This window comes from Bacteroides sp. ET489 (assembly GCF_030518095.1).
Lineage (GTDB): Bacteria > Bacteroidota > Bacteroidia > Bacteroidales > Bacteroidaceae > Bacteroides > Bacteroides ndongoniae.
Map to the genome: position 1 here is coordinate 1 of NZ_JAULLJ010000034.1, position 22,200 is coordinate 22,200.

Annotated in this window: 18 protein-coding genes, 1 tRNA gene and 1 pseudogene; 15 read left to right on the forward strand and 5 right to left on the reverse strand. The window is 42.7% G+C overall.

Translation table 11 applies throughout. The features are described from left to right. Window positions 1-121: 121 nt before the first annotated feature. The 5 genes from Q3C19_RS14875 (at window position 122) to Q3C19_RS14895 (ending at window position 4,848) form a co-directional block, all read left to right on the forward strand. Window positions 122-694, forward strand: a complete 573-nt coding sequence (locus tag Q3C19_RS14875) for an N-acetylmuramoyl-L-alanine amidase (protein WP_302730350.1) — start codon at window positions 122-124, stop codon at window positions 692-694. A 337-nt stretch (window positions 695-1,031) separates the two neighbouring features. Continuing rightward, window positions 1,032-1,724, forward strand: coding sequence for an NYN domain-containing protein (locus Q3C19_RS14880; protein ID WP_302730352.1), 693 nt, complete (start codon window positions 1,032-1,034; stop codon window positions 1,722-1,724). 134 nt (window positions 1,725-1,858) lie between these two features. Beyond that, window positions 1,859-2,314, forward strand: a complete 456-nt coding sequence (locus Q3C19_RS14885; protein ID WP_302730354.1) for a hypothetical protein — start codon at window positions 1,859-1,861, stop codon at window positions 2,312-2,314. Between the two features lie 201 nt (window positions 2,315-2,515). Further along, a complete protein-coding gene (locus tag Q3C19_RS14890; RefSeq protein ID WP_302730356.1) occupies window positions 2,516-3,100 on the forward strand; it encodes a type II toxin-antitoxin system antitoxin SocA domain-containing protein in 585 nt (194 codons plus the stop codon). Beyond that, entirely contained in the window at window positions 3,097-4,848 is a 1,752-nt protein-coding gene (locus tag Q3C19_RS14895; RefSeq protein WP_302730358.1) for a hypothetical protein, read from the forward strand. Before Q3C19_RS14890 ends, Q3C19_RS14895 begins: the two co-directional genes overlap by 4 nt. A 55-nt stretch (window positions 4,849-4,903) precedes the next feature. On the opposite strand, the pseudogene Q3C19_RS14900 reads toward Q3C19_RS14895, so the two are convergent. The 4 genes and pseudogenes from Q3C19_RS14900 to Q3C19_RS14915 form a co-directional block, all read right to left on the reverse strand. Continuing rightward, window positions 4,904-5,134: pseudogene (locus tag Q3C19_RS14900) on the reverse strand (DUF4113 domain-containing protein); the annotation flags it as partial. Window positions 5,135-5,238: 104 nt separating this feature from the next. After that, on the reverse strand, window positions 5,239-5,463 hold the full coding sequence (locus tag Q3C19_RS14905; RefSeq protein WP_302730362.1) for a hypothetical protein: 225 nt from the start codon (window positions 5,461-5,463) through the stop codon (window positions 5,239-5,241). Between the two features lie 69 nt (window positions 5,464-5,532). Further along, window positions 5,533-6,780 carry a site-specific integrase gene (locus Q3C19_RS14910; RefSeq protein ID WP_302730364.1) on the reverse strand — a complete coding sequence of 416 codons (1,248 nt, stop codon included), beginning with the start codon at window positions 6,778-6,780 and terminating at the stop codon, window positions 5,533-5,535. 166 nt (window positions 6,781-6,946) lie between these two features. Further along, a tRNA-Arg gene (locus tag Q3C19_RS14915) sits at window positions 6,947-7,020 on the reverse strand. Window positions 7,021-7,187: 167 nt separating this feature from the next. Between Q3C19_RS14915 and Q3C19_RS14920 the strand changes: the two genes are divergently transcribed. The 10 genes from Q3C19_RS14920 to Q3C19_RS14965 all read left to right on the forward strand — a co-directional run bounded on the left by Q3C19_RS14920 (window position 7,188) and on the right by Q3C19_RS14965 (window position 21,587). Then, on the forward strand, window positions 7,188-7,658 hold the full coding sequence (locus tag Q3C19_RS14920) for a threonine/alanine tRNA ligase second additional domain protein (RefSeq protein WP_022163029.1): 471 nt from the start codon (window positions 7,188-7,190) through the stop codon (window positions 7,656-7,658). A gap of 267 nt (window positions 7,659-7,925) precedes the next feature. Further along, window positions 7,926-8,357, forward strand: a complete 432-nt coding sequence (locus tag Q3C19_RS14925) for an Hsp20/alpha crystallin family protein (protein WP_205410643.1) — start codon at window positions 7,926-7,928, stop codon at window positions 8,355-8,357. Window positions 8,358-8,687: 330 nt separating this feature from the next. Beyond that, a complete protein-coding gene (locus Q3C19_RS14930; protein ID WP_071149894.1) occupies window positions 8,688-9,446 on the forward strand; it encodes a tetratricopeptide repeat protein in 759 nt (252 codons plus the stop codon). Between the two features lie 471 nt (window positions 9,447-9,917). Beyond that, a complete protein-coding gene (locus tag Q3C19_RS14935) occupies window positions 9,918-12,653 on the forward strand; it encodes a TonB-dependent receptor (RefSeq protein WP_302730368.1) in 2,736 nt (911 codons plus the stop codon). Window positions 12,654-12,674: 21 nt separating this feature from the next. After that, window positions 12,675-15,230, forward strand: a complete 2,556-nt coding sequence (locus Q3C19_RS14940; protein ID WP_302730370.1) for a choice-of-anchor J domain-containing protein — start codon at window positions 12,675-12,677, stop codon at window positions 15,228-15,230. A 109-nt stretch (window positions 15,231-15,339) separates the two neighbouring features. Next, window positions 15,340-16,644: a DNA/RNA non-specific endonuclease gene (locus Q3C19_RS14945; RefSeq protein WP_302730372.1), complete on the forward strand. Its 1,305-nt coding sequence runs from the start codon at window positions 15,340-15,342 to the stop codon at window positions 16,642-16,644. Between the two features lie 431 nt (window positions 16,645-17,075). Beyond that, window positions 17,076-17,939, forward strand: coding sequence for a DUF3737 family protein (locus Q3C19_RS14950; RefSeq protein WP_302730374.1), 864 nt, complete (start codon window positions 17,076-17,078; stop codon window positions 17,937-17,939). A gap of 12 nt (window positions 17,940-17,951) precedes the next feature. Beyond that, complete coding sequence (locus Q3C19_RS14955) at window positions 17,952-19,178, forward strand: MalY/PatB family protein (RefSeq protein ID WP_302730376.1); 1,227 nt, start codon at window positions 17,952-17,954, stop codon at window positions 19,176-19,178. Between the two features lie 24 nt (window positions 19,179-19,202). Then, window positions 19,203-20,621, forward strand: a complete 1,419-nt coding sequence (locus Q3C19_RS14960; protein WP_302730378.1) for an MATE family efflux transporter — start codon at window positions 19,203-19,205, stop codon at window positions 20,619-20,621. Window positions 20,622-20,828: 207 nt separating this feature from the next. Beyond that, window positions 20,829-21,587 (forward strand): hypothetical protein, encoded by a 759-nt coding sequence (locus tag Q3C19_RS14965; protein WP_302730380.1) that lies wholly within the window; start codon window positions 20,829-20,831, stop codon window positions 21,585-21,587. 154 nt (window positions 21,588-21,741) lie between these two features. Here Q3C19_RS14965 and Q3C19_RS14970 read toward each other — a convergent pair whose 3' ends face one another. Next, window positions 21,742-22,158 carry a DUF5053 domain-containing protein gene (locus tag Q3C19_RS14970; RefSeq protein ID WP_071150742.1) on the reverse strand — a complete coding sequence of 139 codons (417 nt, stop codon included), beginning with the start codon at window positions 22,156-22,158 and terminating at the stop codon, window positions 21,742-21,744. Window positions 22,159-22,200 lie beyond the last annotated feature (42 nt).

Genomic DNA, 22,200 nt, shown 5'->3' on the forward strand with positions numbered 1-22,200 from the left:
ACGAAGGATGAGACGAAATGAAAAGGGACTATCCCTGCGGACAGCCCCTGCTTGGAAGCATGCCCCTCAAGTCATGAAGTGAAGAGCAATGTGCTGCAAAATTAACTAAAAGAAATGAATTATGAAAATCCTAATTGATAATGGCCACGGAAGCAACACCGCCGGGAAGCGTTCTCCCGACGGAAGACTGCTGGAATACGCCTACACCCGTGAGATTGCAGAACGCCTTGTGAATGAACTCCGCAAGCATGGTCTCGATGCCGAGCGCATTGTGCGAGAAGAAGTAGATGTTCCACTGGCTGAACGATGCAAGCGAGTGAATGAATACAAAGCAAGTGAGGCTATTTTGATTTCTATCCACTGCAATGCTGCAGGAAGTGGAGCGGAGTGGATGAACGCCCGTGGCTGGGAAGCGTGGACATTTGTTGGCAAGACGAAAGCCGACAAACTGGCAACATGCCTGTATGACGCTGCCGGACGGGCGGGATTAAAGTTGCGCAAAGACGAGAGTGATGGCGATCCTGACAAGGAAGGGCACCTCTACATCCTGAAGCACACCAAGTGTCCGGCGGTTCTTACGGAAAACCTGTTCCAGGATAATAAGGAGGATGTGGACTACTTGTTGTCGGAAGAAGGGAAGAAGGCGATTGTCGAATTGCATGTACAAGGTATATGCGAATACTTCGGCGTATGATGTGGCCGACTGATAGCTCTAGGATCATTTTCGTGGGGTCACGAAAATGGTAGGGTGAATGGTGCTTGCAACATTGGCGAATAGTGTTTCAAGCTGATATAGTAATGTTGCAAGTATGATTGCAAGTGTTCTTTGACTTGATGGGACACCGCATGATAATGTTATATAACACAAAATGTGTAAAAGTATTAATATAAATATTGTTGTTTGATATAAAATTCTTATCTTTGCATCAGAATTATGCTCATGGCTACGCACATCCGAGAGCCTGCTGTTGCTGCTTGTCGAATAATGGATGTGCCTACCCTTGGGCTTTTGTTTTTTAATCCACTAATTTATGTCTAAAAAAGAAAGTAATTTTCCACCTGTAAAAGTGGCTATTCTGATTGATGGAGGTTTTTTTGTTAAACGTTTCAATGCGCAATATAATAAGGATAAGACGAAAACAGGAGAAGAAGTTGCCGAAATGCTTTACACGATGGCAATGAAGCACGTAGGAAGTAAAAACACTCTTTATCGTATATTTTATTATGACTGTTATCCATTAGACAAGAAAGCTCATAATCCTGTAACGAAAAAGGCTATTGATTTTAGCAAGACTGAGGAATATCATTTTAAAATGGATTTGATTAATACGCTAAAGAAGAAACGAAAAGTCGCATTGAGAATGGGTTCGTTAAAGGATAACCATAACTGGATGATACGTTCCAATACTGTAAAAGATCTTTTATCAGGCAAAAAAAACATTGATGATTTATGTGAAGGTGATGTGTATCTGGATGTAAAGCAGAAGGGCATTGATATGAAAATCGGTACAGACATAGCATCTTTAGCATTGAAAGGTTTTGTTGATACAATCGTTTTGTTTTCCGGTGATTCTGACTTTGTGCCAGCGGCCAAATTAGCTCGTAGGGAAGGAATAGATTTTATTTTAGACCCAATGGGAGCTAATGTTGAGCCTCAATTATTTGAACATATTGATGGTATGCAAAGCACGGCTCCATATACTGTAAAGAAAAAGAATAAATAGCAGGGCGTTATTACTTTTATAATGCTGCTGTCCTAACGCTTCTAAATTTACATAAGGCGGTGTTCCACAAGGTTCACCGCCTTTTTTATGCCCGGGCGGCATCCAAATTTGGGCATAGGAAAAATGCTTATGTTATGAAATGGATTTATTGTTTTATTCTGATAACTGCAATCTGGTCCTGCCGGAGCGTTAAGTATGTTCCTATCGAGAGTAGCGTAGACAGCGTAGTCGTAGAGAAGCTGGTGGAAGTCCAATTACCACCTGACAGCGCAACCATTCGTGCCCTGCTGGAGTGTGATGAGAATGGGAAGGTGGTTCTTTCGTGGTTGGACATCGCAAACAGCAAGAATGCTCAGGCTCAGCTAACAATCGACAGCCTCGGCAACTTGTTGGCAAAGATGAAGACACAGTCCGATACAATCTACAAGCCATCCAAGGAAGTGACGGTCACCAAGGAGGTGAAGGTACCGTATCCAGTCGAAAAAGAGTTAACCCGATGGCAACAGTTTCGGCTCGATATAGGTGGGTGGGCTATAGTGATTCTATGTATAACAATATTGTTTTTTGTCATTAGGTTTATAAAGTTTTGAGGTTAATTAAGATTAGTCTATAGCTGCGAAGTTGACGATTAATCTTTATGCGAAAGCTTGTTTTGTAATGTAGAGATTGCAATATTGGCTAATAACTCAATACATTCTGATGAATTTATGAAATATTATTCAGTTTATGTTCTATAATATTTAGACTAATTTTTATACTATCTGAAAAAATGAGAACTTTGCAGGCAAATTATGATAGGACGAGTTATGGCTTTTGCAAAGGTTACTAAGTTGGATAAGAAATTACGGAGCTTTGAATATTTATTATATAAGTTTATAGGATGGTTTGAGAAGGAGAAAAGGATAACTGATGACTCTCACGCTTTGTTCTTGGCTGATTTCACTAGACTTAAAGTTTTAAAGTTGTTGTTCCTCGTTTCTGCTGTTAATGAGGGTAATGATTTGCTGTCCATTTTCGACAAGTTTTATGCAATGAGACATGGTCCTGTTGAGAGTGAAATTTATGATGCAATGGTGAATGAAAAGTTTCGTTTCATTCAGTTTAAGGATAGAACAACTTCATTTAAACAACCATTTGATACATGGGCATTTGAAGACCTTTCTTCTGAGGATAAGTGTCTATTAGATTCTGCTATAGAATCTTTATTCGATAAAAATAGTAGTATTATATTGTATCCTGCAATGACATTGGTGGATATAACTCATAAATGGATATCTTGGCAAAGTGCTTATATGATGGCCCTGATGCTGAATAAAGGTAGTCAACTGATGGATGTTTCTTTAATTAGAGAGGACACTAAATACTATACAAAATGAATAAGATAGCCGAATGTTTGCAATTATATAGAGATACGTTCCCTGAAGATTGGATTTCTTGTATGGATTGGAATACTCGTCCAGAGCAAGAGTCTCAAAGGGGGAATGTGCAAATTATGCAGTTTGCAAATAAGTGCTTTGAGAATTTCGCTATTTCTTTATTATCGGGGGAGTATATTCTTAATATTCAAACGATAAGAGATGATATACATACATTTTCAAATTTGCTGACCTCTCATGAATACCTTTCGGATGGAAACCAGTACAAAAATATGCTATCTGAATTTTATGAATTATTAGATAGAAGTCTCCTTAAATGCTTGACATTATATAATTATATCATTTGTTTATATGAAAATAAGTATGAAGGGGCAAGTATTAGTTCTTTTTTTGTATCTGAAGACGAATTACCATCTGATAAGATGATTGGTCATTTACGTTATTTTGCTCAATATGTACGTCCTATATGTAAGATAGAATATAATTTGTCATTTAAGAATAGCCTTATAGAAGAATTATTCTGTATGAGCAAAGAGTTATCAGAAATAAACGATATCAACCTTGTAATCAAAAATGCATTATTTGATAAAGTCTATTTTTTGTTATCTAAGCTTTTGCGAGTACAGGAAAAAAGTACTATAATTTACTATGATTCGATTAGGTATGAAATTAAAAACACAGAGTTAAGTTCTTCAACCTTAAAACCTTTTCATGAGAAGTTTTATCAATTATATAATGAAGAGGAACTATCCTCTTTTTTAAATAGTAGTTTTTCTCGTTTGGAGCAGTCCTTAAATCAGTCACCTGAAAATATTACTTTTGCTGATATGATTCTCATTATGAAATGTTATCAGGAATTATCTGGTAGGGAACATGGAATGGAAAATGTGTTGACTTTATTTAAGAAAAGAAAGATTGGTGAGACTCGTTATGATGTGTTTTCATATAATGTACTGAAGAACTATTTGTATAATAGTCGTTTTTCAAAGAATCTTTCTTCTTCGAATTATTCATTAGAAGATTTTGAAAAAGATTATAATTTTATTGTTGATTTGCAAAAGGAAACTGGTGTTAATAATTTTCATCCTTATAAAAAATCATTGTCTTTCTTAAAAGCTAAACTTACTGAACAGATAGATTCTGGGATTTTATCTGACTATGATAGATGTTTTAGATTATTCTCCGAATGCATTGAGAAATTTAAAGATAGTATTGATTGGTGTTCAGAAAGAGATTTTTATGCCTTTCAATTTCCTTATAAAGACTCATTGATTGAATATGAGGGTTTTTCTGTATTTTATCCATCATCTTTTTCACGTCCATTGCGTTATAAGGAATTGCGGAAAGAATTGTTGCAGTATGAACGTGACTATGACGTTTACAAAGCCCAGAAGATGTTTATCAGTGAAAAGCAAAATATGATGAATATAATGAAAGAAGTCGAGAAGGCAAAATTGATGATTGATGAAGCCAAAAAAGAGTCTGTTAAAATTTTAGGAATTTTTTCTACTGTTGTTACATTTCTATTTGGATCTATAGATGTTTTTGCTAAATCTAAAGATTTTAATGAAACACTTTTAACTTCATTAGGTGTTGGAATTGTTCTTTATTTCTTTTGTACACTGATATATTTACTGTTGTTATCAGGTGATGATTATAAGAATAAACCTGTTAAATTCTTCTCTATATTATTTATTTCGTTAATAGGCGCAATAGTATTAAGTGCATTTTTGAGTATGATAAAATAATGTGGCAGTTTGCAATTTAGATTTTAATCTGAATCTTCATTATAGAATATGTTATTTAGATTTTACAATTTATCTCGATGATCTCCCCAAGATCCGTCGTATAGTGCTTGGATAGTTGCTCCTGCTTCAGCTTCCAGCCAGTACCCTGACCTTGGACAGCCAACTTGACGGAATGTCCATGTTTCCCGTTGATACTGTCAATGGCATTCATCAACCGTTCCCTCTTCTCCCGATCCACGGTGTCGAACAGGTTCTGCTGGACATTGTATGTGATTTCCGTGATAATGGCGGCAAATGTAGGTATATTGCATGAAAAAACAAAGTAGGTGGTCAAACGGCCACCTACCTGTTTACAATAGAAATAATCTATAATGTTCTTGTACATTACAGTTACTTCACTTCAAAGCACACTGGTATTTCACGTGGTTTACCCTTGTAGGATTGATGAACGTAGCACTCCACCATTTCTCCTTTGAACTTTTGAAGTTTTCTGTTTAAATACTCCTTCACTTCATCTTTGCGAGAGAAGTAAAGACCACCCTCTTCCAGAACAGGTTCACCTGCTCCAATCCATACTTGCAATGAGCATGGACAATTTTTGATAATTTTCTCCATGATTATATTGGTTTTATGTAGCGGCTACATTGCCGCATACACAAAACAAGTAATGAAGTGTCGGACAAATCACCCTCTCATCAGCATAATATCCTGCCGAAGTTCAATGTACTCCTTGTATTTCTCCGGATTGTTAACATAATCAATCACACGGGCAATGGCCATATCCGCCTGCTTCTGCCTGACTTTCGTGTAATACCGGATAACCCCTTTAGACTTGTCAGAGTGGCCCAAGCAGTAGTCTATTATTCCGTCTGGGATGCCTATTTCAGACGCGTATTGGGCGAAAGACTTGCGGGCCGAGTAATATACCACCTTCTCTGTAATTCCCAGTTCCTTGGCCAAAGAAGCGAGCGAGCGGGTTAAGTACCGTGAGAAGTTCGGATACGAGAACTTGTATCCGAAGTCGAGCCTTCCGGTATTTTTGTTCATCCACAGATTTATGATGTCCTTTGCCTGTGATGGAATGCTGAAGCTGATTGTCCTCGTGCCATGCGTTGTGTTCCGTGATTTTGTTCTGACGTACTCCAGCACTTCCACGTTCTTGAAATTGATTTGCAGTAGATCTATGAGGTTTATCCCTGCGAGGTAGAAAGAGAGACAGAACAGGTCATGCGCCACCCTAAGCTTTTTCTCTTTTGGCTGGGCCAGACGTATCTTGTTGAATACCTCGATTGGCAAATCCACTTCCCGAACATTAGGTGCCGAGATAGAGTAATTCAGGAACGGATGAACATCGTACCTCACCAGTTGTTGCTTCACACCTTTGTTAATGATGGTTCGTGTTCTTGACATCATCATTCCAAGAGTAGTGTCCCCTACCCCCTTCTTGACCTTCAGGAACCTTGAATACCCATCGATAAGAACAGGCGTTATGTCTGAAAGAAGAATGTCACCCTTCGTGAACTCTGTAAAGTACCGGTTGTTCCTTTCCAGCAGGGTTGCATAACTTTTCCTTCCCTCCTCTTCCAGTTCAGAGATATATTTTCGACACACTGCTTGAAAGGTTGCTTCCTCTTTAGCCGTTGTTGAATTCAATAGTAATTGCCTTAACTGCTTGCAGTCATAAATGGAAATGTTTTCTATCTTGTCAAGCTTTTCTTGATAAGAGTTTAGTAGGTTCCTCAATTTAGTATTGAGAACAGCAGCATCCGGCCTTTTTACAACTTGGCCGTTCTTGAATTGGGATGCAGAGTCAATTTTAATGTTCGTTACAATGTAGCGCGTTACGCTCTTATGGCCAACGGCTACACGTATCTTATGACTTCCGTCTTTTGCAGCTTTTTCTGGAGTAATGGTTAATTTTAGTGTTGCCATAATGAATTAAAAATAAAGGGTTCGCTTTCGGTTCGTTTTTTCGCTCAAAAGTGAGTTTGGAAACCTTTTTTTTAATTCTTGTAGCAGGATAATCAGAGGTGTAAAAACAAAAAGAAGAAAGCGTATTTAATTGAAAATCAACAAATAAACCTCCTTCTTCTTCTTGTGATTCCGTTGCGATTCGAACGCAAGACCCACGCCTTAGAAGGGCGTTGCTCTATCCAGCTGAGCTACGGAACCAGCCTTAATAGCGGTGCAAAGGTACGCTTTTTTATGAAATCTACAAATGTTTCTGGATAAAAATATTCAGATTTTGGTTTTTGGAGTACTTTCTTCACGAATTATATGAGAAATATGGCTATCTTTGACTCTATATCCTGATAAAATAACAAGAAACTAAAACTAAGATGGAAGAACAGCAAATACAGCTCAATGAGCATAATAAGGAGGAATTTCCTCCCATGCACACCTGTGAACACATTGTTAACCAGACAATGATTCGTCTGTTTGGTTGTGGTCGTTCTGTATCGGCGCACATTGAGCGCAAAAAGAGTAAATTGGATTACCGGCTGGAGCAGCGTCCGACGGAAGATGATGTGAAACGGTTGGAAGAGGCTGTGAACGAAGTGATACAATCGCATTTGCCCGTCACTACAGAGTTCATTTCACAACAAGAGGCAGAAGGCCGGTTCGATTTGAATCGCCTGCCCGACGATGCTTCATCGACAGTGCGTGTCGTTAAGGTAGGAGACTATGACGAATGTTTGTGCATAGGGAAGCATGTGGCTAACACGTCTGAAATAGGTGTTTTCAAGATTATCAGCCATGATTGGAATGAAGAAGACAAGCGTTGGAGGATTCGTTTTAAACTGACTTGAAATTAATGTTTTCTTTGAAGTAGTAGCAAAATGTCATAAAATCGGTAGAATAGTCATTAAATGGATGACATATTGTCAATGAATATGCTTTTTCTTTCTTGGCATATAGTTTGCAATATCTCTAGCGAACGACGGTTCAGAAACCGAGAGTGAAGCATTCGGGAGTGCTTCCGAAAGAAGTCGCTTGAAAGTGCGAAGCTTGAGATTTCGAGAATGGTTGTTCAGAATTAATTGGAATGTTAAACTAAACTATAGGAGATTACAACTATGATGCCTGTTAGAAGAAATCAAAATTGGTTACCGAGTATTTTTAATGACTTTTTTGATAACGATTGGATGGAAAAAGCAAATGCTACAGCTCCTGCAATCAACGTGTTCGAAACAGAGAAAGAATATAAAGTCGAGTTGGCTGCACCGGGTATGACAAAAGATGACTTCAATGTTCATATCGACGAAGATAACAATCTGGTTATCACAATGGAGAAGAAGAATGAGAGTAAGGAAGAGGATAAGAAGGAGGGACGTTACTTGCGTCGTGAGTTCTCTTACTCTAAATTCCAACAGACAATGATTCTGCCGGAAGATGTTGATAAGGAACAGATCGCTGCCCATGTAGAGAATGGCGTATTGAACATAGAATTGCCTAAATATACAGAGCAGGAGAAGGCAAAATCAAAAAGAGTGATCGATATTCATTAAGGTGCCGGTAATTTAATCGACCGCTTTTCATCAATGAAAGAAGCGGTTGGAATATAAATAGAGTGGCTGTTGATTCTGAGAAAGAAAGAATCGGCAGCCACTTTTTTATTGTTTTCTTCTTGAATAGAGTTCTTAATAGCACTTTCAGTGTGGATGCTTACTTGCTTAATCGTTTTATATCAGGATTTTATGATTTGTACGGATGTAAAAATTTACGTTGTATAACGTTTGTTATAACAAACGTAAAAAACTCAAAAAAGTTAAAAAGGTTTTGATGGTTGCTTTCTGTCTGTTACTTTTGAGAAGTCGATTTAAAAACAACTAAAGCATATGAAAAAATTAATTTTATCTCTTGCACTTTGTTGTGCAGCTACAACTTTTTTTGCGCAGGAAGCTACTGATCCTGCAAAATTGATTAACGAAGGTAAAGCAGCTCTGGAAGCAAAGAACTATCAGGAAGCTTACACAAAATTCAGCACTTATCTGACGCAAACCAACAATCAAGACTCTGTAATCGCTTATAACTGTGGAGTTTGTGCCGACAAAATTAAAAAACCGGCAGAAGCCGTTAAGTATTTTGATATTGCCGTTCAGAAGAAATACAACTTGGCTAACGCTTACATTGGAAAAGCTGGTGCTTTGAAGGACTTGAAGAAAAACGATGAATATGTAGCTACTTTGAAAGAAGGTTTGGAAGCAGTTCCCGGAAATAAGACTTTGACCAAATTGTATTCCAATTATTATATCAATGCTGGTATTACCGCTCAAAAGGCTGGTAAGGTAGAAGAAGCCGAAGAAGCTTACAAGCAGGTTTTGGCTTTCCAGGGAAATAACGTAAACGCATTGTACAGCTTGGGTGCTTTGTATTTCAACAACGGTGCCACTATCCTGAAGAAAGCTACTCCGCTGGCAACTTCCGACCGTGCAAAATACGATGAAGAAGCAGCAAAAGCCGATAAGGACTTTAAGGAGGCTAAGACATATCTGGAAAAACTCGTTCCGCTGTTGTCTGCTGACAAACCGGCTCAAAAGAAGATGCTGGATAATGCAAATAACTTGTTGAAGCAGGTTGCTGAGCAATTGAAATAAGAATAGAATAGTTTAAATATTGGGTCCATGAGGTAAGAAGGGTACGCTCTTCTTGCTTGAATGGATTTGGGAAATATCCCGTTTGTTTGGTTGTATTCGTCTTTATTATGGCGTGTACACCAAATAGACGGGATATTCTTTTAGGTATAAATAGTGCATAATCCCGAAAAATAGCCGAGTCCAAATATCATGAAAAGAGATTTTTTTTGTTTTATAGAACGTCATTGCAAAAGTGCTTTTTCCTGTTAAAATGTAAATAGCCTTGCCTGTTGGCTTACAGATTGAAATATGGTTTGCGCAAGGACGGAAAACTGGCTGTAAATGCGAATTAAAAGGATTTTAAAAAGCCTTTTAAGGCATTAAAAAAAGTAGCATAAATGTAATATAAATCTTGTTTTAATTAGTTATATTTGCAACTCGGAACATAAATTAATGTTTAATTAACACTATCTATTAACTAAAAGAAGGATTATGAGAAGAAATCTAATTCATTTCCTATTAGTTGCTGTGATGTCTGTGCTCAGCTCGTACGCGATGGCTCAGACTACAGTAAAAGGTCAACTTGTTGACGCAGAAACAGGTGAACCGTTAGTGGGAGCTGCCGTTATGGTAGAAGGTACTACGCAAGGTTCGGTAACCGACATTGACGGTTATTTCAAGCAAGGCGTTGCTCCGAATGCCACTTTGGTATTCAAGTATGTGGGTTACAAGGACCTGAAACAGAAAATCACACAGAAGGGCGCTTCTGTTGATTTGGGAGTCATTAAGATGCAGCCGGATGCTGTGATGCTGAATGACGTTGTCGTTACTTCTTCTGTGGCTATTGCCCGAAAGACTCCTGTTGCTGTGTCGACAGTAGAGCCTGTGTTTATCGAAGAAAAGTTAGGTACGAAGGAATTCCCTGAGATTTTGAAATCGACTCCTGGTGTATACGCTACTAAGCAAGGTGGTGGTTTTGGAGACTCCCGTATCAACATGCGTGGTTTCGAATCCGAAAATATCGCGGTAATGATCAATGGTGTGCCGATGAACGATATGGAGTGGGGAGGTATTTATTGGTCAAACTGGGCCGGCCTTTCTGACGTGACTCGCAGCATGCAGACTCAACGTGGTTTAGGTGCTTCTAAAGTATCTGCTCCTTCGGTGGGTGGCTCTATCAATATTGTGACCAATTCTGTAGAAGCAAAGAAAGGTGGTTCCGTTTCTTATGCGATGGGAAATGACGGTTATAATAAGATCATGTTTAACGTATCTACAGGTATGAGCAAGTCTGGTTGGGCATTGACATTGCTGGGTGCCAAGACTTGGGCCGATGGATACATTCAGGGTACCGAATACGAGGCTTATAACTGGTTTATCAATATCGCAAAGCGTATTAATGACAACCATCAGCTTTCGTTTACAGCTTTCGGCGCTCCTCAGTGGCACAACCAACGTAACAACAACGACGGTTTGACTATTGAAGGCTGGCAGACTGTAGCAAAGAAGTATATGAATGGTGACAGCCCCTACAAGTATAATCCGACTTACGGATATGGCTTGAATGGCGAAAGAAAGACTTCTGCCCGCAATGCTTATCACAAACCGCAGCTTTCTTTGAATCACTTGTGGCAGATTAACCGTAACTCTTCTTTGAGTACAGCTTTGTACGCATCTATCGGTAACGGTTATGGATATGCCGGTCAAGGTTTTACTTCTTCTGATAGAAGCAACTGGTATGGTGCTTCTTATGGTACATTGAACACTACTTTCCGTCACGAAGACGGTACTTTCGCATACGACGAAATTTATAAGCTGAATCAGGAAAGCGATACCGGTTCGAAGATGGCCATGTCTAAGTCTTATAACAAGCACACTTGGATTGGTTTGCTTTCTACTTATACTACAAAGTTCGGTGAATATGTAGATTTCTATGGCGGTGTTGATTTCCGTTATTATAAGGGTGTGCATACCAATGAATTGTGCGACCTTTATGGTGGTGACTATTACATCGACTCTTCCTCTCGTCAGAATGTATTGGTAGCTAATAACGCTGCTGCTGCAGCCGGCAACGCTTTTGTTAACAAGAAATTGCAGGTAGGCGATGTAGTTTATCGTGATTATGATGGTTATACCGTACAGGAAGGTGTATTTGCACAGGCCGAATACAACAGAGACAAACTGAGTGCCTTTGTTGCCGGTTCTATCTCGAACACCGGTTATTGGCGTTACGACCGCTTTTACTATGATGCCGATCATGCCAAGTCTAAGACTGTAAACTTCTTGGGATGGACTGCCAAGGGCGGTTTGAACTACAACCTCACTGACAATCATAATGTTTTTGCCAACATTGGTTATATCAGCCGTGCTCCTTTCTTCTCGGGAGGTGCTTTCCTGCAGTCTACAACCAGCAACCTGACCAACCCGGATGCGGTTAATGAAAAAGTATTCTCTGCAGAATTGGGTTATGGCTTCCGTTCGAAATATCTGACTGCCAACCTGAACCTGTATCACACGAAGTGGTTGAACAAGACCATGAGCCGTGGTATCGATTTGAAGAACCGTGACGGTGAGTTTGTCGATCGTATCAGTATCAACATGAGTGGTGTAAATGCTATCCACCAGGGTGTTGAATTGGATTTGGTTGCTAAACCGTTCAGATGGTTGGATGTTCGTGGTATGTTCTCTATGGGATACTGGCGTTGGAATTGCGATGCTAAAGGTTACTTCTACGATTCAACCGGTCAGCCTGTAAAGAGCTGGACAAGTGAAGGCGAAATTGTTCACGCTTCAGGTATCCAGGCCGAAGATCATGCTTCAATGACTATCCACTTGAATGATACCAAGGTTGGTAACTCTGCACAGACAACAGCTGCTCTGGGATTGGATGCCAAGATTACGAAAGACCTTAGTGTAGGTATCGATTGGAACTACTACGGACGCAACTATGCTGAGTGGTCATTCAATTCGAGCGATCTGGTAGCCAACGGCGAGAAGTCATACGACAGTCCTTGGAGAATTCCTGATGCAAACGTGTTCGACCTGAGCGCCAGATATCGTTTCAAGATTGGTAATATCAATGCGACACTTTATGGTAATATAGACAATGTATTCGATCAGGAATATATTACCGATGCGATCGATGGTGCTTCGCACAGCTGGGAAGACGCCCGCGTATTCTATGCCTGGGGTCGTACGTACAGTGTAAGACTGAAGCTTAATTTTTAATCTTTAAAGTTAGTCGATTTTATGAAAAGAAAATATATAATTCCCGTAATGGCATCGTTGCTCGCATTAGGCGGTTGCGATTACAATGAAGATAACTTTGCTGGGCTCGACGAAATGACTCGTCCTACTGATGTGCGGAATGACACTCTTCGTCTGGTTGATTCAGATTATGCAGCAATAGCGAATAATAGCACGAATAAGGAAATAGCATTGTCCAAAGATCCTGAAGGAAATACGTATGCGGCTGCTTTGGCTGCTGTCGGAGCCAATAAATATTTCACGGAAGATGCACCGGCTGCATGGTATTTGCCTACTTTCATCTCCGGCAAGTTCCCTTATCTGGACGATAATTCCAAGGTTACGGTCTATTATAACAATTTTGAGAATCTGCCCGAATATCTGAAGGACTTCAATGGCATTACGGCTTACGATCTGTCAAGTGATGACTATAAGATTGCTTGGGGCGAAGGTGTCAATGTGTCTTTCCTTTCACCTTCTACGGTAAGCAAGATTCCTTCTATCTTGAAGGAAAGCATCTCCAATCCTGCCGATGGTGCTACTCGCGTAGTTAATTATGCATATTCGGAAACGGAACCGAGCTTTGGTGGAGAAGGTGGCGTAGAAGAAACTTACAATGACATCGCCGAGATTATAGCAAGCGGAGCAGGCAGCTATAAGGCAAAAGGCGAAATTCTGGCTACTTATGCACGTGGTTTCTTGCTGGGCGATAAAACCGGTTCTATCCTTGTTTATCTGAATAATCCGGCGAACTATTCTATTGGTGATGTTGTGACAGTTTCTGGCGAAACTTCTCAATACTCGGGTTTTGCTCAGTTCACTCAGAATGCAGAAATTGCGTTGGTTGAACGTAATTCAGAATTTAAATATCCGTCAGCTACCAATATGAGTGGTGCCGAAATGGATGCATGGACTAGCAATGCTGTTGTGAAATATGTTTCTATTACCGGTAAGTTGGTTATTTCAGGTTCATATTACAATCTGGAAGTAGATGGCGCAGAACATCAGGGATCTATCTCTTATCCTGCAGCAGGTCTGGTAAGTGAGGAATTGAACGGAAAGGTTGTGACTGTAACCGGTTATCTGATTGGTTACTCCAGCAAGTTCGTGAATATGATGGCTACATCTGTTGTTGAATCGGGTACTCAGTCCGAATACACTCCTGTTGGAGTTATCTCTTTCTCTGCGGCTGGTAACTATAAGGCTAAAGGTACAGTGGCAGCCATTTACGGACGTGGATTCTTACTCAATGATGGAACGGGTTCCATCCTGGTTTATCTGAACAAGGCTCCTGAAAATAAGATTGGAGATATTGTAACTGTATCAGGAAAGACTTCAAGTTACGCTGGATTTATGCAATTTGGCAATACCAGTGTGGTTGAAAAAGTAGGTGAAACTTCATTTAAATATCCGGCTGTACGTACTTTGACTGGTGCCGATATGGATGCTTATCTTGAATTGCCTTATATAGCTTATGTTGCATACGAAGGAACGTTGGAAATTGACGGTTTCTATTATAATGTAACAGTTGATGGCGCTGAAACCGCTGTAGGTAGCATCTCTTATGTACCCGATGGTTTGGTTGATCCGGCATTGAATGGGAAGAAGGTCATTGTGACTGGTTATTCGATTGGTGTAAGCAGCGGCCGTTATGTCAATACAATGGCTGTTAAGGTGGAAGAGGCTACAGCTACTACACGTGCTGCATTGGCAATGACTCGTGCCTCTGTCACCCCGAACACTTCTGCTGTTTACCGTTACAACGCTTCTTCTCAATCCTGGAGCAAGTATTCTACCGATGCTGCCGATATCGCTGTATTGCAGCCTGCCGATTATACGCAGATGGGTTACTCTTATGTAAGCAAGCCCGCTGAAACTTTGCCGGTTTACCTGCAACATACTTATCCTTATGCGAAGACTGACGATGTAGTGGCTGTTGTCTACAAATCCAATAGCGACGGTGCAATTGCTGCAACCGAGTTCACTTACGACGGTGCTATATGGACACAAACTACTGTAGCTTCTTCAAGCATCATCACTTTCCAGAAGATGGGAGGCGAATGGGTTGAAGCTCGTGTTTATCTGGAATCTTCCTTGCTGAATGGTGAAAGTGGTGGCTTTACCGCTCAGGATATCGAACTCTCCAGCCTGTCATACGTTTGGAAGCTTGATAATTCTTATGGTTGGAAAGGATCCGGATATGCTAGTGGTAATCAGGAGGCTGAAAGCTGGTTGATTTCTCCGGAAATTGATTTGACCAAGGCGGTTGCTCCGACGATGGTATTCGACATTGCAATCAATTTCTTGTCAGGCAACGACCTGAAGAATCACTTGAATGCCAAGATTTCTACCAACTTCTCGGGTGACGCTACTACAGCTACATGGGAAACATTGGAAATCACCGGATGGCCTGAAGGTACAAGCTGGGATTTCAGCACCATCGAGCCTGTCAGCCTGTCACACTTTGTCGGCCAGAAGATCCGTCTTGCTTTCCATTATAAGAGTACCGCTGCGGTTGCTCCTACAGTAGAAATCAAGAATATTTCTATCAAGGAATAAGACGTAAGCTAAATAGATAAAAGGAGGAGTTACTGGAGCCCAGCTCATCTAACTCCTTTTTTTGTCGGTTATATAGTTTGATATTACTAATAAATAAAACTCTATTTTGATGAAGAAGTTATCTTTAATGTGCGTTTTGGCACTCGGATTGTGTTTTACCGGGTGTAATGACGACTCCGATGTGCCTGCCAACGGTTATATCGAAACCACACAGCAAGGCTCTTCTACCGTAATACTGAAGGGCTATGCCAACAGTAACGAAGGTTTCAGCGTTTTCGAAACAGAAGAATTCACTAATCCTTTCTATATACAAGACAAGAAGTTTACGGGCAGTGCCTGGCGCTTTGTACAGGCGGGCGAAGGTGCGTTGGAAAGCATGACCGGGGTTCCGGCCGACAATGCCTGGCAGGAAACAGCCGAAGTGGTGGAAGGTAAAAACTACTGGGCCCGTTACAAGGGAGCTACGAAATATACGTTCCTGAAGCTGAGAGTAGCCTATATTCAGGGCAATAATGTAGCAATAGAATACATCGTCGACAGTTCCAAGGACCGTGACCTGAGCGAGAATGGCAATGCCAATGCAGCTGTAGGCGACAATGTTTCGGTAACGTCTTACGAGATTCCTTATCTGAATGCAGCCAATCACTATGTGGCTCATTTTGTAGAAACAAACGGTGAACAGATGCTGAATTATGCATTGGAGTGGAACGAAGAAAAGCAACATGCTGCATGGGTAGCTTTCAGTTTCGACAAGATTACGGCTCAGAAGAACGTACAACGCGCTCCCGAGGATGCCTGGTCGCAGGATCCGGAACTGCCCGAAGGAATCAAGCAGCCAGAAGAATCCAACCATAAGAACGACGGCTATGATAAGGGTCACTTGTGTGCTTCATATGATCGTGCTTTCTCTGAAGAAGCCAACTGGCAGACATTCTATTACACGAATGTTTCTCCGCAATTCTCTTCGTTCAATCAGGGCTTCTGGCAAGGTTTGGAAGAACAGGTACAGCAGTGGGGAGCATCCTGTCTGTCGGACGTATACGACAAACTGTATATCACCAAAGGTGGTACGATAGACAACCTTTTGATCAACTTTAAAGGTACCGTAGCTGCTGCGGACAGTAAATTCCCGACAACCGATGCCAATGGTTTTACCCCGAAAGGTCTGGCTTGTCCTAAGTATTACTTCATGGCTATCCTGGCACAGAAGGGAGACACCTACCATGCAATTGGTTTCTGGGTAGAACACAAGGAAGACTGGCCCAAGAAGCCGACTGCCGATCAGCTGAAAGCCTGTGCAGTAAGCATCGACGACCTGGAAGTGAATACCGGTCTCGACTTCTTCTGCAATCTGCCCGATGTGATAGAGGATGAGGTTGAAAGTTCTTGCAATGTCAACGACTGGGCTTGGTAAAGCATTCCGAATAGGAATTCCCTGACAGAGAATGCAGGGAATGTGATAAAGGCATTGTTTTAGCCATTACAACAGGCATGCACGGCTTTGTGCAAATGCATGCTTTTGTATAGGCTGAAACAATGCCTTTTTTTGATATTGGCATGTGTGGAGGTTGGGAGGCGGAGTCCGGGATTTAAGAAATCCGTAATCGGGGTAGGCATCACGGGGATTTGTATACCATGTCGTTACCGGTAACTTTCTATTTTTGCATCAGGTAATCATCCTGTGGAGAGTTCGTTGCGAACAGTTTTTTTATATCTTTGCCGGCCGAAAGCCGATCGGCAGTGGCAGGATAGGAAACTGGTCTGCCATGCAGGCGTTCGGGCAAGGCAACTCTTTCTCGGAGAAGTTGTAGCATTGATAATTATTCAACCATAAAGATTTAGTTTATGAATATTATTAGAGATACCGAGTTTGGAGGAGAACGTCCCTTATTCGAGTCACACGACCTCCGTCTGGAGAATGTAGTCATCCGTGCCGGAGAATCGGCCATAAAAGAGTGTAGCAACATCGAAGCCTTCGAGTGCCGTTTCGAGGGAAATTATCCTTTCTGGCACGTACATGGTTTCACCATCGAGCGTTGCTATTTCGATGTAGGAGGACGCTCTGCCTTGTGGTATTCCGATCATCTGACGATGAAGGACACTGTTATTGACGCTCCCAAGATGTTTCGCGAGATGGAAGAAATCGATATAGAGAACGTGACGATGAACGATGCAGACGAAGTCTTCTGGCGTTGCAACGGCATCCGCGTAAAGAACCTCAAACTGCATGGCGGAACCTATCCGTTCATGTTCAGCAACAACATTCGTGTCGACGGCTTGGAGAGTGACAGTAAATATGTATTCCAGTATGTGAAGAACGTAGAGATCCGTAACGCCAGGATCACCACCAAAGATGCTTTCTGGGAGGTAGAGAATGTGACGATCTACGATTCCGAACTCAATGGCGAGTATCTGGGGTGGCACTCCAGAAACCTCCGTTTGGTCAATTGCCACATTACCGGCGAGCAACCACTGTGCTATGCGCACGATCTGGTGCTGGAAAACTGTACGTTTGGCCCTGACTGCGACCGTGCCTTTGAGTACAGCACGCTGCATGCCGACATACGTGGGGCAATAACCAATATCAAAAATCCTACTTCGGGCACGATTGTGGCAGACGCTATCGGTTCGGTCACCCTGGACGCGAACATCAAGGCGCCTGCAGATTGCCGGATCAGGCTGCGAGACGGGCGTTCCTTCACCGATTAAAACAAACTGACGATGAAATATAACTTTGATGAAATTGTGCCGCGGCGGCATACGAATTCGTATAAATGGGACAGTGCGCCGGCTGGCAAAGAAGTGCTTCCCCTGTGGGTGGCAGATATGGATTTTCGCACCGCTCCGGCTGTTGTCGATGCTTTGGAGCGGCGGGTACGTCATGGCATTTTTGGTTATGTCCGTGTGCCGGATGCCTATTACGAATCGGTCAGCAGCTGGTTCGGACGCCGTCACGGCTGGACGGTGGAGAAGGATTGGATGATTTACACGTCCGGGGTTGTTCCGGCTCTTTCGGCAGTCATCAAGGCGCTGACGGAACCGGGCGACGGGGTGCTGGTGCAGACACCGGTATATAATTGTTTCTTTTCGTCTATCCGCAACAACGGATGCCGGATTGTGACCAGTCCGCTGAAATACGAAAACCGTACGTATCACATCGATTTTGAAGATCTGGAGCGCAAGACGGCCGAGCAGAGTGTCAAACTTATGTTGCTTTGCAACCCTCATAATCCGGCAGGGCGCGTATGGACCCGCGATGAGTTGTGCCGCATCGGGGAAATCTGCCGGAAGAATCAGGTGAAGGTGATTGCAGATGAGATTCATTGCGAACTGGTGTTTCCGGGGCATGTCTATACTCCGTTTGCTTCCATCAGTGAGGACCATTTGTGGAATTCGGTGACCTGCGTTTCTCCGAGCAAATCGTTCAATCTGGCCGGATTGCAGATTGCTACCATCATCGCCCGTGACGAGGCTGTCCGGCAGCGTATCGATCGGGCCATCAACATCAACGAGGTGTGCGATGTCAATCCTTTCGGCATCGAGGCCACCATAGCTGCTTATAACGAAGGGGAGGACTGGCTGTTGCAGTTACTGGAATATCTGAAAGGCAATTACGACTATCTGTGCGAATTCTTCCGCATGCACCTGCCACACATTCCGGTTACGCAGTTGGAAGGAACTTATCTGGTATGGACCGATTGCCGGAGCCTGAACATTCTTTCGGAGACGTTGCAGTCGCGTCTGCTCGAAGAAACCGGGCTGTGGCTGAATAGTGGAACCATGTACGGAGCGGAAGGCTTCCTGCGTTGGAACATCGCCTGTCCGCGTGCGGTGTTGCAAGATGCTTTGATGCGTTTTCAAGGCTTTGTCCGCTCGTTGGGATGTGATGTTATGTCGGCACAAGACACGGAAGCTTTGGCGAATGTCGTCGTTCGGAAGAATGTATAACCCTGTCAGAAAGTATAACGGATAATGATTCAGTTAAAAAAGGCCGACGGGCTGCTTGCACTGATCCGCAATGGTCAACCGTTGACCTTGGGACAACAGTTGCGCCTGACGGTGCAGCTCAGTATTCCGGCGGTTATTGCGCAGTTGTCTTCCATCGTCATGCAGTATATCGATGCGGCGATGGTCGGCAGTCTGGGAGCCGAAGCATCTGCTTCCATTGGGCTGGTGTCTACAACGACCTGGCTTTTCTCCGGGGTATGCGCGGCTGCTTCGACGGCATTTTCCGTTCAGGTGGCCCATCGGATCGGAGCCGGCGACATGCATAGTGCGCGTGCCTTGTTGCGGCAGGCGTTGACGGCTACTTCTGTTTTCAGCCTGTTGCTGGCCATTGTTGGGATGGCAGTCAGTCCGGTGTTGCCTGTCTGGCTGGGAGGCGATGCATCCATTCATTCCGATGCCACTCTTTATTTTTTCATCTTCTCGCTCTTTTTGCCTGCTTTGCAGATCAATTTCTTGTCGGGCGGTATGCTTCGGTGCAGCGGTAACATGCATGTGCCCAGTCTGCTTGGCGTGGTGATGTGCGCGCTGGATGTGCTGTTCAACTTCTTTCTGATTTTTCCTTCGCGTGAGTTGGTTTGCGCGGGTTTCTCTTTCACGATGCCCGGAGCAGGGCTCGGTGTGGCAGGTGCGGCCTTGGGCACGGTTGCTGCCGAAATGGTGGTTGCCGGTGTATTGTTGTGGTATCTTTGGACCCGCTCGAACGAATTGAAGCAGAGTGGGGAGAGGGGTGGCTTCCGTCCGAAAGCAGTCACGTTGAGAAATGCGCTTCGCATCGGTCTTCCGATGGGGATTGAGCACATGGTCATTTGCGGAGCACAGATTGTGACAACCGTCATTGTGGCTCCGTTAGGGGTTTTTGCCATCGCGGCCAACTCTTTTGCCATTACGGCCGAAAGTCTTTGCTATATGCCCGGTTACGGCATTGCCGAGGCTGCTACGACACTGGTCGGGCAAAGCATCGGTGCCGGACGCTGGCGGTTGACCCGCAGTTTCGGACGCATCACTGTGTTTATGGGAATGGGGGTAATGGGAGTGATGGGGGTACTTATGTATCTATTTGCTCCTCAGATTATCGGTTTGATGACTCCTGTCGAGGAGATTCGGGAATTGGGGGTAATGGCCTTGCGCATTGAGGCGTTTGCTGAACCTATGTTTGCTGCATCGATTGTCGCATATGGAGTATTTGTCGGGGCGGCTGATACGTTGGTGCCGTGCCTGATGAATCTTTTCAGTATTTGGGCGGTACGCTTGTCATTGGCCGCTTTGCTTGCTCCGACGCTGGGACTGAAAGGGGTATGGATTGCCATGTGCATTGAATTGTGTTTCCGGGGTATGATTTTCCTTGTACGACTGATGCGGGAGAAGTGGCTGAAAAAAGTATGAAACTTGCAAACTTGCAGGCTTCCTCACACACACACACGCGCGTACGCGCGTTAGAAATCGGATCGGACATGCCTAAAAATACCCCTTACTCAAGTTTCGCAAGTGCGAAACTTAAGAACCCTATATCGTAATCAATGCCGAAGATGTGCTCAATGAATATGAAAAAACGTTTGATGTTGAAGTGACATATACACAAACTACACCAACGTGAAATATAAATTGCCTGAGAGGATAGAATACTATCAGTTTGCCGATATAGACCCCGAAATAGTGAAGTTATGCGAATTCCGTACAAACAGGCTGTGGGACTTTGACATACCTGAGGACACATTCAATAAATGCATTATCTATCAAGACCAGTTTTTCGGCAACAAGCACGTTTGTTGTATAAACAATAGCGCAGGCACTATTAAGTTCTACCAGCACATGATGTACCTGCAACGGGTGGTGAACGACCCTAACGATGAAGAATTTGTAGAGCTGGAGATTATACCTGCTGAAATTTATTTGAGAGAAAACGGGGATTTCAATCTTTTCACTGTTCCGCTGGCAAGAAATGTACTGGAGGTATCAGACTGTTCACAGAATAAGCAAGGTCTGATAGATTACATAAAAGTTGGTATTGAAGAGAAACAACCTCCTAATCACTTGTTTATTGCATTTTACGAGGGGTACCAAAATTATTTCATTTCTGTTGATAACTCAACAGGAGAATCTGTGCGAAGTAGTTCAGCATATAGAATACCGATATATCGTACAACTCCTTTTCATTATGGTTCATACAACATTGGTGATGCGGCTTTTTATGCAGTATACCCCGACAAGGAAACAACGTTACAGATTGATGGCGAATACGGACTATACAATAAGCTGTATAAAGACAACCCGAAAGTTAACAAAAAACTGAATATAAGTTTAGCTTCTTACGAAAAGGACAATGGTACGAGCCTACAGATATATTCCTAATCGGTAACCAACCGTATTTTTGTGAAGAACTGAAATACAACATGGAAAGTAAAGGATGCCCTGAAGTAGTGGAGGGTACTTTTTTCAGGTTAGAATAAAAAAATCCCCGCAGCGGCTCGAACTGCGGGGAATAGGGTGTTCAATAAAACGTCTGTCAAGCTATGGATATGGAACCAAGTTTCCTGCTGATGTCCTGCAAGGCAAAGTTGAATGTCTCCAGGTCTTCTTTGCTCAGCGTATAGACCTTACCCCTCACTTTGGTACCGTTGATGCGTTGGCTCAGCCAGGCTGTACTCTTCCCGAAATATTTCTTGGCAATATAGCCCAGCGGGATAATGTCAGCATAGGGGGCAATCTGCTGTTTCACGGTCACGTAGTTTATCATTTCCTCCGCCTCCTGTCCCAGTTCTTTATATCCGTTCAACAAGAAATCGGCTATCTCGCTCGCATCTTCCGGCGACTGGTACTTGGCGGTTATCTCATCAGACAAGGCCGTATAACGCTCCATGGCGTCTGGTGCGTCCGAACGGGCAATTTCATTCAGTTTTTTCAAATCATCTTTCAGTGCCATATATGTTACAGTATTGTGCTCCCTCTCTGTCGCAGGGGGCTT

Excerpts from the sequence above, each read along its gene's own strand:
- Q3C19_RS14895 (WP_302730358.1), top strand. The coding sequence starts at position 3,097 with ATGAATAAGATAGCCGAATGTTTGCAATTATATAGAGATACGTTCCCT.
- Q3C19_RS14890 (WP_302730356.1), top strand. The coding sequence starts at position 2,516 with ATGATAGGACGAGTTATGGCTTTTGCAAAGGTTACTAAGTTGGATAAG.
- Q3C19_RS14940 (WP_302730370.1), top strand. The coding sequence starts at position 12,675 with ATGAAAAGAAAATATATAATTCCCGTAATGGCATCGTTGCTCGCATTA.
- Q3C19_RS14950 (WP_302730374.1), top strand. The coding sequence starts at position 17,076 with ATGAATATTATTAGAGATACCGAGTTTGGAGGAGAACGTCCCTTATTC.
- Q3C19_RS14910 (WP_302730364.1), bottom strand. The coding sequence starts at position 6,780 with ATGGCAACACTAAAATTAACCATTACTCCAGAAAAAGCTGCAAAAGAC.
- Q3C19_RS14960 (WP_302730378.1), top strand. The coding sequence starts at position 19,203 with ATGATTCAGTTAAAAAAGGCCGACGGGCTGCTTGCACTGATCCGCAAT.
- Q3C19_RS14885 (WP_302730354.1), top strand. The coding sequence starts at position 1,859 with ATGAAATGGATTTATTGTTTTATTCTGATAACTGCAATCTGGTCCTGC.
- Q3C19_RS14920 (WP_022163029.1), top strand. The coding sequence starts at position 7,188 with ATGGAAGAACAGCAAATACAGCTCAATGAGCATAATAAGGAGGAATTT.
- Q3C19_RS14970 (WP_071150742.1), bottom strand. The coding sequence starts at position 22,158 with ATGGCACTGAAAGATGATTTGAAAAAACTGAATGAAATTGCCCGTTCG.
- Q3C19_RS14955 (WP_302730376.1), top strand. The coding sequence starts at position 17,952 with ATGAAATATAACTTTGATGAAATTGTGCCGCGGCGGCATACGAATTCG.
- Q3C19_RS14875 (WP_302730350.1), top strand. The coding sequence starts at position 122 with ATGAAAATCCTAATTGATAATGGCCACGGAAGCAACACCGCCGGGAAG.
- Q3C19_RS14945 (WP_302730372.1), top strand. The coding sequence starts at position 15,340 with ATGAAGAAGTTATCTTTAATGTGCGTTTTGGCACTCGGATTGTGTTTT.
- Q3C19_RS14930 (WP_071149894.1), top strand. The coding sequence starts at position 8,688 with ATGAAAAAATTAATTTTATCTCTTGCACTTTGTTGTGCAGCTACAACT.
- Q3C19_RS14880 (WP_302730352.1), top strand. The coding sequence starts at position 1,032 with ATGTCTAAAAAAGAAAGTAATTTTCCACCTGTAAAAGTGGCTATTCTG.
- Q3C19_RS14905 (WP_302730362.1), bottom strand. The coding sequence starts at position 5,463 with ATGGAGAAAATTATCAAAAATTGTCCATGCTCATTGCAAGTATGGATT.
- Q3C19_RS14925 (WP_205410643.1), top strand. The coding sequence starts at position 7,926 with ATGATGCCTGTTAGAAGAAATCAAAATTGGTTACCGAGTATTTTTAAT.
- Q3C19_RS14935 (WP_302730368.1), top strand. The coding sequence starts at position 9,918 with ATGAGAAGAAATCTAATTCATTTCCTATTAGTTGCTGTGATGTCTGTG.